The 15,258-nt window shown below is 36.9% G+C and carries 13 protein-coding genes and 2 riboswitches; of the genes, 11 read left to right on the plus strand and 2 right to left on the minus strand.

The features are described from left to right. The first annotated feature begins 19 nt into the window (after positions 1 to 19). From B3D98_RS10195 to B3D98_RS10240, 10 genes are all read left to right on the plus strand, one after another. On the plus strand, positions 20 to 3,040 hold the full coding sequence (locus tag B3D98_RS10195; protein ID WP_288582785.1) for a leucine-rich repeat protein: 3,021 nt from the start codon (positions 20 to 22) through the stop codon (positions 3,038 to 3,040). Positions 3,041 to 3,138: 98 nt separating this feature from the next. Continuing rightward, positions 3,139 to 3,423 carry a hypothetical protein gene (locus B3D98_RS10200; protein ID WP_048391923.1) on the plus strand — a complete coding sequence of 95 codons (285 nt, stop codon included), beginning with the start codon at positions 3,139 to 3,141 and terminating at the stop codon, positions 3,421 to 3,423. A gap of 118 nt (positions 3,424 to 3,541) precedes the next feature. After that, entirely contained in the window at positions 3,542 to 4,237 is a 696-nt protein-coding gene (locus B3D98_RS10205) for a response regulator transcription factor (protein ID WP_048391922.1), read from the plus strand. After that, a complete protein-coding gene (locus B3D98_RS10210) occupies positions 4,227 to 5,522 on the plus strand; it encodes a HAMP domain-containing sensor histidine kinase (protein WP_288582787.1) in 1,296 nt (431 codons plus the stop codon). The genes B3D98_RS10205 and B3D98_RS10210 overlap by 11 nt, the downstream gene beginning before the upstream one ends. Next, a complete protein-coding gene (locus tag B3D98_RS10215; RefSeq protein ID WP_288582789.1) occupies positions 5,519 to 6,190 on the plus strand; it encodes a PepSY domain-containing protein in 672 nt (223 codons plus the stop codon). Before B3D98_RS10210 ends, B3D98_RS10215 begins: the two co-directional genes overlap by 4 nt. Positions 6,191 to 6,280: 90 nt before the next feature. Beyond that, positions 6,281 to 6,805: a PepSY domain-containing protein gene (locus B3D98_RS10220; protein ID WP_054548692.1), complete on the plus strand. Its 525-nt coding sequence runs from the start codon at positions 6,281 to 6,283 to the stop codon at positions 6,803 to 6,805. Positions 6,806 to 7,018: 213 nt separating this feature from the next. Then, positions 7,019 to 7,168: riboswitch (cyclic di-AMP (ydaO/yuaA leader) on the plus strand. 118 nt (positions 7,169 to 7,286) lie between these two features. Then, positions 7,287 to 9,110, plus strand: coding sequence for an APC family permease (locus B3D98_RS10225; protein ID WP_054548693.1), 1,824 nt, complete (start codon positions 7,287 to 7,289; stop codon positions 9,108 to 9,110). A 164-nt stretch (positions 9,111 to 9,274) separates the two neighbouring features. Further along, positions 9,275 to 9,376: riboswitch (purine riboswitch) on the plus strand. A 135-nt stretch (positions 9,377 to 9,511) separates the two neighbouring features. Then, on the plus strand, positions 9,512 to 10,096 hold the full coding sequence (locus B3D98_RS10230) for a xanthine phosphoribosyltransferase (protein ID WP_048391917.1): 585 nt from the start codon (positions 9,512 to 9,514) through the stop codon (positions 10,094 to 10,096). Next, positions 10,096 to 11,394, plus strand: a complete 1,299-nt coding sequence (locus tag B3D98_RS10235; protein ID WP_288582794.1) for a nucleobase:cation symporter-2 family protein — start codon at positions 10,096 to 10,098, stop codon at positions 11,392 to 11,394. The genes B3D98_RS10230 and B3D98_RS10235 overlap by 1 nt, the downstream gene beginning before the upstream one ends. Before the next feature lie 306 nt (positions 11,395 to 11,700). Next, entirely contained in the window at positions 11,701 to 12,222 is a 522-nt protein-coding gene (locus tag B3D98_RS10240) for a DUF2179 domain-containing protein (protein WP_048391915.1), read from the plus strand. 43 nt (positions 12,223 to 12,265) lie between these two features. On the opposite strand, the gene B3D98_RS10245 is transcribed toward B3D98_RS10240, so the two are convergent. After that, entirely contained in the window at positions 12,266 to 13,552 is a 1,287-nt protein-coding gene (locus tag B3D98_RS10245) for a DUF2252 domain-containing protein (RefSeq protein WP_288582797.1), read from the minus strand. Between the two features lie 181 nt (positions 13,553 to 13,733). Here B3D98_RS10245 and B3D98_RS10250 point away from each other — a divergent pair, with 181 nt between their 5' ends. After that, positions 13,734 to 14,303 (plus strand): YitT family protein, encoded by a 570-nt coding sequence (locus B3D98_RS10250; RefSeq protein WP_048391911.1) that lies wholly within the window; start codon positions 13,734 to 13,736, stop codon positions 14,301 to 14,303. Between the two features lie 33 nt (positions 14,304 to 14,336). On the opposite strand, the gene B3D98_RS10255 is transcribed toward B3D98_RS10250, so the two are convergent. Further along, complete coding sequence (locus B3D98_RS10255; RefSeq protein ID WP_066038376.1) at positions 14,337 to 15,233, minus strand: DMT family transporter; 897 nt, start codon at positions 15,231 to 15,233, stop codon at positions 14,337 to 14,339. Between the last annotated feature and the right edge of the window lie 25 nt (positions 15,234 to 15,258).

Consider the following 15,258-nt stretch of genomic DNA (forward strand, 5'->3'; position numbering starts at 1 on the left):
TAAAGAAAGGAGAGACTATATGAAAGCAAAAAGTGTTAGATATGGAATATGGTTTACACTATTTATCTTCATGATGTTAGTGAAAATCCCTTTTACTTTTGCTAATGAAGCTGATTATGATGTGGAAGATAGCCCTGATGGATCGATAACTATAAAGACATACACAGGTACTGGCGGAGACATGGTAATCCCTCACCAAATACAAGGGAAAATCGTAACAGGGATAGACGCTTGGGTGTTTACTAATAAAAATCTGACAAGCCTCACGATACCAGAAACAATAACAACAATTGGTGCTTATGCTTTTTATCAAAATCAGTTAACAAGTGTGACACTGCCAAGTAATCTAACGAACATTGGTGATGGTGTATTTTCCTTAAACCAACTAACAAATGTGATACTTCCAAATAATCTAAGTAGTATCGGGAATTATGCATTTTCTGGAAATTTGCTAGAAAGCGTAGATATACCTAAAAGTGTTATTAGTATAGGAGATCATGCATTTTCAACGAATGATATTGTCAATGCGAAAATTCCAGAAGGTGTAAAAATAATAGGGTCAAATGCATTTGCAAGGAATGATATTGAAAGTTTAGAGATACCAGAAAGTGTGAAAAGCATTGGAGATGAAGCCTTTTCAAATAATTACCTAAAGGAAATCATTATATATTCTAAAGATGTTGAAATAGGTGATGATGCTTTTATAGGGCATAGTCCTAACCTTGTTATTTATGCTCCAGAGAATTCTTCTGCAAAAGAGTATGCAAATAGGTTGAATATAAACTTTAAAGGTATAAATTCTCCAGATCCTGTCAATGAAGCGGATTATGAGTGGACAAAAAATAGGGATGGGTCAGTAACGATTAGAGATTACATAGGTACTGATATGGCAATAACCATTCCAAGTCAGCTAGATGGCAGGGTAGTAACAGCAATAGGTAGTGGAGCATTTGGTGAAAAAGGTCTTACGCAGGTAATTATACCAGACAGTGTAACAAGCATTGGAGATGTAGCATTTGCAGAAAATCAATTAACGTATGTGAAACTACCAAATAACCTTAAAAAGATAGGTGAAGGTGTATTCTTTACAAATAAACTTACTGCTATAGAAATACCAGATCAAGTTACTCAAATTGGCTCATATGCATTTTTAGATAATGCACTTGCTACAGTTAAGCTGCCAAATCAACTTAAGACAATTGGGGATTTCGCATTTATGGAGAACCAATTAACAAACATTGAGTTACCAGCAACTTTGGAGACTATAGGAGAATGGGCGTTTTCAGATAATCACATAACCTCTTTAGTAATACCTACTAGTGTCGTAAGTATAGGAGCGTATGCATTTGCTACCAATGAACTTTCAAATGTAACGATTCCCTCAAATATAACAAGTATAGCGGAAAGTGTATTTCTCGATAATCAGCTTACAAGTATAGAGATTCCTAGTAGTGTAACAAATATTGGTAGATGGGCCTTTGGGAAGAATAGACTTAGTAGCATTGAAATTCCTAAAAATGTAATGACTGTAGAGGATAATGCCTTTAATGACAATAATCTTAAACAAGTGAAAATATTATCGGATGCAACGATTCTTTTAGAAGATATTTTTAATGCAAATCCAAGTAATTTAATTATTTATGGTCATGATGCATCGACTGCTCAAGCCTATGCCAATCAAAATAATCACCAGTTCGAGTTACTTACTTATCAAATTATCTATCATGGAAATGGCTCTGAACAAGGAAATCCACCAGTAGATATGAATATGTATCCAAGAAATACTCCAGCAACGATCTTAGATAATATAGGATCTTTAGAAAAAACTGGCTATACATTTGATGGTTGGAACAGCACTAACGTGGGAGATGGTATAGATTATACAGTCAATAGCATTGTTGATATTGAAGAATCAGATCTTGCCTTGTATGCGAAATGGAAAGCAAATTCATATGTTGTCACATTTAATACAAATGGGGGGACAGCAATCAATCCTATTACAGTAATTTATGAGGCACTAGTAAGTAAACCAGTAATCCCTATAAAACCAGGGTATACATTTTTAGGCTGGTATAAGGATGCTCAATTCACCACACCATGGAATTTTACAACGGATATGATAACCCAAAATACAACCTTGTATGCAAAATGGGAAAACGTCGTCGCACAGTATACGGTGGATTTCGAAACAAATGGAGGAAGTGCAGTAGCATCACAGAAGGTAACTAAAGATACCTTAGCAACAAATCCAGTAAATCCAACAAAGGCAGGCTATACATTTACAGGCTGGTATAAGGATATTGAACTGACGATACCATGGAATTTTTCTAAAGATGTAGTGAAGTCCAATATCACCTTATATGCCCATTGGGTAACAGACGGTTCATCGGGTGGTGGAGGAAGTATATCTCCGAATCCATCCCCAATACCAGAGCCAACCATACCTGAAAAACAAGAACCTAAACCTGAAGAACAAAAACCTAAACCTGAAGAACCAATTGATCCACAACCAACAGAGCCAGATATCATCTTCTCAGATATTTCTCAAGGACATTGGGCCTGGGCGATGATTCAGGAGATGGCAAAGCAGGGCATTATTACAGGCTATCAAGATGGCACCTTCAAGCCAAATGCACCAATTCAGCGCCAGCATGCTGCCCTGATATTAACAAGAGCATTAGCGCTAGAACCGAAAAAAGATGCGCGAGAATTTAACGATATACCTAAAGGCCATCTCTATTTTGGGGTAATCGATCAGGTGCAACAAGCAGGTCTGTTTGAAGGCATAGATGGGAACTTCCAGCCAACTACGAATTTGACACGCGCTCAAATGGCAAAAGTATTAGTTCTTGCCTTTAATTTAACTTCATCGAATAAAGATACTTTCGAGGATGTGCCAAAAACACACTGGGCACATAACTTTATCGCTATACTTGCAGGAAATGGGATCACAATTGGAGATAATGGCAACTTTAGACCAAATGATCCTGTAACACGTGCGGAGTTTGTAACATTTTTGTATAGAGCTTTGCATCAATAATTAAAAACCTCACCAATGGCTATCCATAAAGCTTTTGGTGAGATTTTTTTGTTCAAATTATTAACATTACTCAATAGTGCGTAAGGATGTAAATTATTATGCTAATAGAAAAGGAAGTGTTTCTATTGAAAATCGTTCGTCTTGCCTTCTTCATATTATTCTTAAGTTTAGCTTTTGTATCGATTAAACTTTCAATTAAAACGGATGAAAGGAATTATGATTGGCGTAATAACTCTGATGGTACAGTGACAATTATTCATTATAATGGTCCACATATTGAGTTTCCCTTTCCAAGCCGTTTAAATGGCAAAAAAGTTGCTAAAGTAAGCTCAGGAATTTTTGAGAAAAGGGATATTTACAGCTTTTTACCGAAAGTTTATTAGTTAAAGACGTACCCTGTGTCAAAAAAAGAAATGTATTGTCTTTCTCATCATTTTCTAATTAGACTTTCACCACTTGTATCGTATACGATGAAAAGAAAAGGCGAAGGACGGATTCGACATGACACATCGAATTTTAATTATAGAAGATGAAGAGAATATTGCGAGAGTGCTACAACTGGAGCTTCAATTTGAAGGATATGAGGCAGCAATGGCACATACAGGAGCAGAAGGCTTACTACAATACCGTGAGCAGCAATGGGATTTAATTTTACTTGATATCATGCTACCTGAGATGAGCGGTATTGATGTGCTAAAGCGTATTCGTGCAACAGAATCCCAAACACCTGTTATCATGCTAACTGCTAAAAGTGAAGTAGAGGATAAGGTAAAGGGCTTGGATTTAGGAGCCAATGATTACGTGACAAAGCCTTTTGAAATTGAGGAGCTACTGGCACGAATTCGCAATGCATTACGGTTTTCGCAGAAGGTAAATCCAAAGCAAGTTGCACTTACATTTGGCCATTTATCGATAAACGAGCAAACAAGGGAAGTTGTGTATTTTGATAAGGAAATTCAGCTGACACCTCGTGAGTATGATTTGTTGTTCTATTTACTAAAGCATCCTAAACAAGTACTGACAAGGGAGCAAATATTAGAGGCTGTGTGGGGCTATGATTATTATGGGGATACAAATGTTGTGGATGTTTATATACGTTATGTACGGCAAAAGCTTGAGGCTGCTAATCCAGCACCTCTTATCCAAACAATTCGAGGTGTTGGATATGTGCTAAAGGAACATAGTTATGAGACTTAAAACAAAAATTCATCTACTAACAACATTGCTTATGCTAGTTATTATAGTGGCAACAAATAGTGGAATTTATTTGTTGTATGAGAAATTTGCCTATGATACGGAATATAATCAGCTCCAGTCACGGGCAAATGATTTAAGCTCTACACTGAGTCAGTTAAATGCACAAACCAACTTACAGCAAGTATTAAGAGCTTATATGCCAACAGATGGTGCTGTTTATATTTATGATGGTGAACGCTTGAAAACAAAGGTTCAAGCTACCCTTGAAATGCAAGAAGTCCCTGCCATTACCTACACTATGCCTGCTATTTGGATCGACGGAACGGTAGTGGACATAACATTACAGCAATCTATGGAAGAAGTAGAACGGACATTAGATTTGTTAAAGGTCATCTTAGTTGTTGTATCTGTCGTGGCAACGATTCCAATTTTCCTAGCGAGCTTGGTACTTGGGCGACTTATTTTATTACCGCTAGAACGTTTAAATGAGACCATGCGCAAAAGTGCATCTACTGGGAAATATGAAAAAATAGATACTACAGAAAAAGGTGGGGACGAGTTAATAAACATTAACCGCACTTTTAATATAATGATGGAGAAGCTTGAACAACATTATCAAAAGCAACAAGAATTTGTATCAAATGCCTCTCACGAGTTAAAAACTCCTATAACTGTCATTGAAAGTTATGCAAAACTACTCCTAAGAAGGGGTTTTGATAATCGTGAGGTTGCTCAGGAATCCTTACAGGCCATTGCCAATGAATCATCTCGTATGCATGAAATGGTGTTGCAATTGCTAGAGCTAGCTAAAAACAAAGAGCAATTGGACATTCATTTCGAACAACTAGAGCTTGCCCCTTTCTTAAATAAAGTAGCTTCACAAATGGAACAGGCTTATCATCGAACATTTAGAATTGATGCGCAGATACCAAAATTTATTAATAGTGATGAAAAAATATTGAAGCAACTACTTTTTATTTTGCTGGATAATGCTAGGAAATATAGTGAGGATGAAGTACGTATTCAAGCCACTGAAACAACCAACCATGTACGTATTACCATCCAAGATTTTGGTATTGGTATTCCAGTCGAGCATATTCCTCATTTGTTTGAGCGTTTCTATCGTGTAACAGAGGATCGTAATCGTAAAACAGGTGGTTCAGGGCTAGGGCTAGCAATTGCACATGAACTGGCACAACAATTAGGTATAACGATAGATGTGAAAAGTAAGCTAGGGGAAGGCTCAAGCTTTACTTTATGTATACCAAAGGAGGGACAGCAATGAAAAAGTGGATGTTAGTAATTGTTGTTATTATCCTTCTTTGTAGTGGAGTAATTTGGTTTGTTCAACATCGTTATTTTTACATTCAACCTCTTAGTGAAGCGCAGGCTATTCGGCATATTGAGACTATCTACAATGGTCATGTTACACAGGTTGAAAAACAAGGAAATACCTTTGAAATGCTTTTTACGCGTGACGATGTCAAGTATGGAGCTATACTCGATGTTACGACACAACAGGTGACTGATCTAATCCTGAAAGAAGGACATAGTAAATTACTATTAACAGAAAAGCAGATCAGACAAATGGTTAAAAAGGAATATGGAGATGTAGAAAGCGTTATGCTTACAGACTCCATTTACACAGTACGTGTTGAAAATGAGGAAATTCAAAAGAATTTAACGTTTGATGGTTATACTGGCGAACTACTGGCTGAGAAAAAGCTTGAGCCACAAGAACAACCTATCGAAGAGCCTATTATTACTGAGCAACAGGCCATTCAAATAGCTCTTAAGCAATTAAAGGGTGAAGTGGATTCAGTTGATTTTGAAGAAACCTCAGAGGGTGGTTATTATTTAGTTGAGATTGAAACGCAGGAGGACGAAGCTACATTTCAAATTCATGCTGTTTCAGGAAAAGTACTGTCTGTAACATGGGATGACGATCATTAAATCATTCTCATGAAATTCTAATGTTTCTCTTATAGTTCTATCATCTTCACTTGGTAAGCTAAGTTTAGATAAAACAAAGGAGAGATGAACATGAAAAAAATGATTATGATTCCAGCACTAGTAATTACACTGGGAGTGGGTGCAGCGATTGGCTCGACGACTTTATTATCAGGAAATGCCCAAGAAAAAAAGGTCTTATCCATGCAGGAAATTGAGAAGAAAGCTCTAGCGGTAGTGGATGGTACAGTTGCCAATATCGAATTTGACCAAAATCAGTTTAGCTCTATTTATGAAGTAGAGGTGTATACAGATACAGAAGAATATGATTTAAAATTTGATGCTTATAGTGGAAAATTGCTCAAGCAGAAAAAGGAACGTCTAGATGACGATGATTGGGATGATCATATTCCTGCTACGACTGCTACAACAAAAATAATTACAAAAGAGCAGGCTATCAAGACAGCCCAAACAAAAGCAAAGGGTAAAGTGACAAAAATTAAGCTTGATGATGGTGTATATGAAATTGAACTGAAAGACGGTCAATATGAATACGAAGTAGATGTGGATGCAGTCTCTGGGAACATTATCGACTTTGAACAAGGCTTTGATGACTAATATAATGAGCTGTCTTGAAGGTAGAATATACCTTTAAGGCAGTTTTTATTGTTTATATTGTGGGTATTGACTAGGTATTCAGGAAATTTTCTTTAAGAAGCGATTATTTATATGTTCAAAAAAAGCCTATGCTTTTACTCAAAAAAGAGAAAAATTTTCTTCTTTACTTTTTCAATTAGCAGGCGTAATATGACATCATTATAAAAGTTTCAAATTTCTAAATCGCTGAAGCAACTAAACGCGGGGGAACCAATTTTGATGGATGGCATAGCCATTCTTGGGGTGAATCTCTTCCTTATGGAGGAGTAGGGCTACTCAGGCCCGAATCCGACAGCTAACCTCGTAAGCGTTAAGAGCAGAAAAGTGGAGCTTGGCAGACGGATGAGCGTCTACAAGTCTTATTTAGTGATGACTTGTAGGCGTTTTTTGATGTAATTTAGAAAGGCGAAACACATTCTATGAAACTAGAAGGTGTTTATCAATGAAATCCTCATTCAAACGTTATGTAATCGGCAAACCATTAAGATCCGATGCGTTAGGGGAACAAAAGCTCAGTAAAACAAAGGCACTGGCCATATTATCGTCAGATGCATTGTCATCAGTAGCCTATGGACCAGAACAAATTTTAATTGTCCTAATGACTGTAGGTACAATGGCGTTTTGGTATTCTTTACCTATTGCCGCTGGAGTGGTTATTCTACTCGTGGCACTGATTTTATCCTATCGTCAAGTTATCTTCGCCTATCCACATGGGGGAGGCGCCTATGTCGTATCACGAGAAAATTTAGGCGTGAATGCAGGTCTTGTTGCAGGGGGTTCTTTGCTTGTTGATTATATTTTAACGGTAGCAGTAAGTGTGTCGGCCGGGACAGATGCCATTACATCTGCATTTCCAAGTCTTCATGCTTATAATGTACCCATTGCTATTATATTTGTGATTTTCTTAACGATTTTAAACTTGCGAGGTGTAACAGAGTCAGCCTCTATCTTGGCGTACCCAGTTTATCTATTTGTAGGCGTTATGCTGTTGCTAATCGGGATTGGGCTCTATAATGTGGCAACTGGACAGGTGCCTGCAGAGCTACATCCAAAGATTGGCACACCAGTGGCAGGGATTAGCCTATTTATTTTATTAAAGGCATTTGCTTCAGGAAGCTCAGCGTTAACAGGAGTAGAGGCTATTTCTAACGCTATACCTAATTTTAGAAATCCTGCTCCGAATAATGCTGCTAAAACGCTTTTAGCAATGGGCGCCATTTTAGCCGTTTTATTCATCGGGATTGTTAGTCTAGCTTATTTTTATGGCGTTGCACCAACAGCAGAAGCAACAGTCGTTTCCCAACTAGCAGAAGCTAGTGTTGGTCGGAATTTTCTTTATTATATTGTCCAGGGGACAACGGCAATGATTTTAGTACTTGCCGCAAATACAGGATATTCAGCTTTTCCCTTGCTTGCTGTGAATTTATCGAAGGATGGTTTTATCCCACGAATCTTCCAAATTCGAGGGGATCGTCTTGGCTATTCAAATGGTATTTTAATGCTAGGTATTGCAGCCATTTTTTTAATTATACTTTTTGACGGGGCCACAGAGCATTTAATTCCGCTCTATGCAGTAGGCGTATTTATTCCCTTTACATTAGCGCAAACGGGAATGATGAGAAAATGGTGGCGCGAAAAACCTAAAGGCTGGGTAGCAAAATTTACGATCAATACAATTGGGGCTGCTATCTCTTTCATCGTGGCAATGATGTTTTTTGTGACAAAAATGCCTCAAGTATGGCCAGTGTTTATCTTTTTACCAATTATTATTTTTGTATTCCATCGCATTAAGCAACATTATCAAGCTGTTGGAGAACAGTTAAGATTAAATCATGAGGAACTGGCTACTATTGAGGGGAATGTTTTCATTGTGCCAGTAGCTGGTATAACAAAGGTGGTTGAAAACTCCCTACATTATGCCAAATCACTTAAGGTTGATAAAGTGATAGCCTTTTACGTAGCTTTCGATCAAGCAGATGCAAAAGCTTTTGAAGAGAAGTGGAACGCCTGGCAACCTGATGTACGATTAGTTACCTACTATTCACCATATCGCAGCATTACACAGCCATTAATTAAATTTATTGATAAAGTAGAACATCAATGTACGAAGACAGGTCATAAAGTTACAGTTGTTATCCCTCAATTCTTACCGAAAAAAGGGTGGCATCATATGCTACACAACCAATCGAGTCTTCTCATTCGTACATCACTGTTATTTCACAGAAATGTCGTCATTATGACAGTACCGTTCCATTTATCAAAATAATGCTAGCAAGCTAGAAAATAGTCTGTTATAATCAGTACGTTGATTGAAAACACGAACGTTTACAATTAAAAAGTTCCAGAATACCATTAAATTCCGAAAAATCAAACTTTTTTTGGTGAGAGATAGTAGCCCTTACCGAATAAAGTGATAAATTGGTTATTCTGATAGTTTCATACAAATCCACTCATATAATAGCGAGAATAGGGCTCGCAAGTTTCTACCGATTTACCGTAAATGAATCGACTATGGGTAGCAATGCTTTTAGAGAACTTCAATTTTAATGATGTTTTCTATTCATTTCGACGTTTTTGCGCTGAATGCTTTGCTCCACTCGTAGCAGAATGGAATCAAAGTATTCAGCGTTTTTTTATAATTTTTTACGAAAGAAGGATATGAAAGAAATGAAGTTATTACAAGACAAAATTATGCAAGAAGGTAAAGTATTATCTTCATCCGTATTAAAAGTTGATTCATTTTTAAACCATCAAATTGATCCGATGCTAATGAAGGAAATTGGTCATGAATTTGCAAATCGTTTTTCTGATCAAGTGATTACAAAGATTTTAACAATAGAATCTTCAGGTATTGCCCCATCCGTGATGTTAGGCTTAGAAATTGGCGCGCCTGTCGTATTTGCTCGTAAACGTAAATCATTAACTCTTTCAGATAACCTTTATTCTTCAAAGGTACATTCATTCACAAAAAATGAAACAAATGAGATCTCTGTCTCACGTAATTTCTTAAGCGAAGATGACAATATTTTAATTGTAGATGATTTCTTAGCCAATGGTGAGGCTGTCAAAGGCTTACTTGATATTGCTGCACAAGCTGGTGCGAATGTTGTGGGAGTTGGAATTGTTATTGAAAAGGGCTTCCAAGATGGCGGAAAATTATTGCGTGAGCAAGGTGTTCGCGTTGAGTCATTAGCAATTGTAGATTCTCTTGAAGATGGCAAAGTAACATTTGCTACGGAGGCTCGCGCGTAATGAATACCTTTAAATCGACTGCGCTAGCGATTCAACATTTACTTGCAATGTATGCTGGAGCCATCTTAGTGCCACTGATTATCGGTGGGGCAATTGGCTTCGATTCAACACAAATGACATATTTAGTAGCGATTGATATTATGATGTGCGGGATCGCTACACTTTTACAGGTTTATTCAGGTAAATTCATTGGTATTGGCTTACCTGTAGTACTTGGCTGTACATTCACAGCGGTAAGTCCAATTATTGCGATTGGTACAAACCCAGAGCAGGGTATTACGGACATTTATGGTTCTATTATTGCCTCTGGAGTAATTGTAATGATAATTGCTGGCTTCTTCGGCAAGCTTGTGAAATTCTTCCCACCAGTCGTAACAGGGTCAGTTGTTTCAATTATCGGTATTTCCTTATTACCAGTAGCATTAAACAATATGGCAGGTGGACAAGGTGCTGAGGATTTTGCCTCTGCTTCTAATGTAGCTTTAGCCTTTATTACATTGGTTGTCATTTTAGTCGTTTATCGCTTTTCTACGGGCTTTGTTCGTGCTATTTCAATTTTAATAGGATTAGTAGTAGGTACTGTTTTAGGTGCTTTCATGGACAAGGTGGATTTCACCCCAGTTGCAGATGCTAATGTATTTCACATGGTACAACCTTTCTACTTTGGCATGCCAACATTTGATGTAACGGCGATTATTACCATGACACTTGTAGCAATGGTATCTTTAGTAGAATCATCTGGTGTCTATTTTGCGCTAAGTGATATTTGTAATAAAAAATTAGATTCAAAAGATTTGGCTCGTGGCTACCGTTCAGAAGGTCTAGCTTCAGTAATCGGTGGTATTTTCAATGCCTTCCCATACACAACATTCTCACAAAACGTGGGACTAACTCGTATGTCAGGCGTTAAGGACCGTAAAGTCATTTACATCACAGGTGGTCTACTTGTAGCATTAGGCTTCCTACCAAAAATCGCAGCATTAACAACAATTATTCCAACGTCTGTACTAGGTGCGGCAATGCTTGCGATGTTCGGTATGGTGATTACACAAGGTATGGGAATGCTTGTACCTGTTATGAATGAATCAGCGGAAAACGCAATGATTGCAGCGATTGCAGTAAGTTTAGGTGTCGGTGTATCCGTTGTTCCTGGCATTTTTGATGCACTGCCAACAAGCGTTTCAATCTTAACGTCAAATGGTATTGTTTGTGGTTCAGTCACAGCGATTATCCTAAATATTTTATTCAACATGATTGGGCCTAAGCATAAAAAAGACCCGATGCACGGGGAAGTATAAAATGATAATTAAATAATATTCATCTAAATATTTTACATATTTTGATGAAAAGAAAGTGTCACCTACTTTTATCTATTGATTTAGATTTGAGGAGGTGTCACTTTTTTGTTGTTATGGATTGTATGTTTTAAACTATAGATTATGATTTTAGTTAAAATTTGTTCCGTTAAAATAACTTTAGACTGTCATAAGGAATGTTTAAAATTAGACTAAAAGGGAATTTAAAATAGAGTTGTTGAAATCGCATGTAACTCTCTCTTTCAACATATACTTATATAAAACTACTCTCAGAAAGGTCTAGCACAAATGCAAAGTATTGTTTTAATTTTAATCCTACAATTAGTATATGTACCTTTTTTAACATTACGAACAATATTTTTGGTAAAGAATATCACATTCCTTGCAGCGATATTTGGTATGCTGGAGATGTTGGTGTATGTATTTGGCCTTTCACTCGTTTTCAGTGGGAAGCAAAGTATGTTATCTATGGTTGTCTATGCAGTTGGGTTTGGATTAGGTATATTTTTAGGAGCAAAAATAGAACGAAAGCTAGCGATAGGCTATGTTTATACAACCATTAATACGCAAAATAAGAATGAAGAGCTTGTGAAATTTCTTCGCCACGAAGGGTTTGCAGTCACGATTTATATAGGAGAAGGGCGAGATAGTAACCGCTATAAATATGAGATCTTAACGAAGAGGAATCGTGAAGGAGAGCTCTTTCAAATAGTAGAGCAATTTGAGCCGAATGCGTTTATTATCTCGTATGAGCCTAAATCATTTAAGGGCGGCTTTTTACTTGCTCGTATGAAGGCCAAGCAAAAATAATATTCAATATGAGAGGACCTTCGCTAAAAGCGAAGGTCCCTTTTTACATTTTTGTTTCAACCCAGTTTTTGAATAAGTCATAATCTGTATAGACGGTTTCTTTGTAACTCATTGCTTGTAAAATTGTATGTTCTATAAATACATTTCGTTCTTTACCGATCGCTTTTAAAATCTCCTCCTCGCTGTGATAGGTAAAAACATGAGAATAATCGATGTCAGCTCGTGCATGTATTTTAGCAGCAATTTTCCCCATAAGTGATGTTGTTGTAAAGTAATCCTCTACATCCTGATAGTTTTTAGGCTTAATCTTCTTTTTATAAGGAGAACGTTCTCGAATATAAAATTCCTGACCATTCATTGTAATAAAGGCTAAATGTGGATCCTCTAAGTGGTGCATGGCTTTTTGAGTACCAACTACTCGTGCTCCTTGGTGCTCATAATGAGCCCAAAACAGATCCTGATAGGGAAGAAAGTAAGCAGGAATGGCTGTGCGTACTTCTTTCATTTCTAACACTAAATTTTCAACCCCTGATGCACCCTTTTCATCTTCCACTAAAATATAGTAACGTTTTAAACCGATTGAAGCTGTACCAGATCCATACTTATAAGCTATGTCCCTAATTTTATATGTAGAAAGTGCGTTTGAAATGGCACTGTATTCCTCAGCAGTGACTGGTTGAATTTCTTCATTCCATAAGAAAGCGCGCTCGCCGTCTTCATTGAGATACGTAATATCCTGTAAAAAATGGGATCGTTGGCGTTTCTCAAGCTTTTTCAATAACCTCTTTGCGGGTCCCTTGGTATTGTTCTTTGTGAAAATGAGTGTTAGAGGATCATCCTGTTTACGCTCAAATCGTTTTAGTTGATTGATATAACTATTAAGAAAATGTTGAATAGCCGTTTCTTGGGTTGTCTTATGTAAGCCTTGTTCTTGCAAATAAAGTGCAATACTAATACTCATACGAATAATATCGTATAAATATGAACCGACATAGCCCTCATCGAAATCATTGACATCAAAAACAATGGAGCCAGCTTCATTTTGAAAAGCACCGAAGTTATCCATATGCATGTCACCTTGAATCCAAGTCGGTTTTCTATCAGGAGTATGGAAGATTGAAGCGGATTTTGTCATATCAAAATAAAAGAGATAGGCACTTCCACGGAAAAAGCGAAAAGGACTTTCAAGCATTTTACGGTATTTCTCCAAGCGCTGTACCTCTGTTAAGCGCATTCGTTGACCATCAAACTCTTCAAAGATTGTTTCCAATTGTTCTTGTCTTAAAAAAGTTCTAGTATGTTTAACTTGTTCCAATAAAGCATGCTCCATATCATAATCCCCTTTGTTAATTTAAAATTTATCTGTATATACGGAAATAAATTGAATAAGTTTCGAAGAAATTTAGCAAATGCACTCGATAAAAATGGCTAATCATCTAAGGTTATTTCATAACATGTTCAATAACCTATTTTCATACTATAAGACATGCATAGACACGGAGGGGGGTTGTATGTATTTCTTTACAAAAAGTCTAGTCATTATAATAGGAAGTATTTCATTGTCGTTAGGAATAAACTTATTTTTAACGCCCTATGAAATTTTAGATGGGGGAGTAGTAGGGTTAGCGCTAATATTACATTATTTATATAAGCTCCAAATTGGTTTAATGATTATTATCATTAGTATTCCAATTTTTATTATTGCGTGGTTTAAATATAAAACCTATTTTTACAATAGTATACATGGCTTACTAACGTCTTCCTTCATTATCGATTTTTTAAAGCCTGTCCGCAATCTTGTGCAAATTGATGCGCTCTATAGTGCCATTCTTGGAGGAATACTTGTAGGCTTTGGTATTGGTCTAATGCTGCGATTTCAGACAAGCACAGGGGGGACTGACTTGATAGCACAATTTATCTGTGATAAAACGGGTATCAATGTTGGGATATTAATATTTTTTATTGATTCCATCGTGATTGTTATAGGTGGCTTTCTCCTATCAACCTCGACCTTGCTATTATCTATAATTACAGTGCTAGTTGTGGGGATTACGACAAGCATTATTACTAGTCGAGTTTAATAAACATAAAAAAAGTTCCAGTATAAACTGAAACTATTTTGGGGTCTGATTATCGAGTGCTTTCATTAGCTTCTTTTTTGGATGTGCGGGTTTCACTTCGGCAATTAGTATAGCTAGTAAAATAAGGACGGCACCAACGACCATACGGCTTGTTAGCATTTCATGCAAGAAGATAACGGATAAAACCATGCCGAAAAAAGATTCCGTTGATAGTATAATCGCAGCCTTTGTGGCAGTTGTATATTGATTGGCCACATTCTGGAAAAGATAAGCTATTGTCGTAGAAAAAATCCCTAAATAAACAAGCGAGTAAATTGCCTCTTTTTCAAGCGACGTAGGAATTTCACCTTGACTAATGACAACGAGAACACCTATAAAGGATGCTGTGAGAAACTGAATAATAGTTAGAGCAATGGCATCTTCTTTTTGAACAAAAAGGTTTGTACAAAAGATATCAAAGGCAAAAGCAACAGCACAAGCTAATGATAGGGCATCACCTATATTCATTGTCAATGAGCCTTGTAATGATAAAAAGCCAATGCCCACAATTGCCATTATCGAACCAATGATTTCGTAGCCATCGATACGCCGTTTATAAACGGCATATGCTATTAAAGGAACAATAATGACATTAACTGCGGTTAAAAAGGCATTTTTAGAGGGTGTTGTATATTGCAGTCCGACTGTTTGAAGTGCAAACGCTATATACAAAATCGTACCTAATAAAGCTCCCTTCCAAATTACTGATCTCGAAGCCTTTTTTAAGCGGGCGCCAAATAAAACGGTTAATATGATTGAAGCTAATAAAAATCTGCCAGCCATTACTTGATATGCTGTTAAATATTCTAGAGCAATGGCCGTTACAACAAATCCACTACCCCACACGATTGCAGTAACTAATAACATGCCATCAGCTATGTAAGTTTTCATGTGTTCTTCCTCCTAACTTCAATAG

This window comes from Lysinibacillus sp. UBA5994, from assembly GCF_002429725.1.
In the GTDB taxonomy this organism is placed as follows: domain Bacteria; phylum Bacillota; class Bacilli; order Bacillales_A; family Planococcaceae; genus Lysinibacillus; species Lysinibacillus capsici.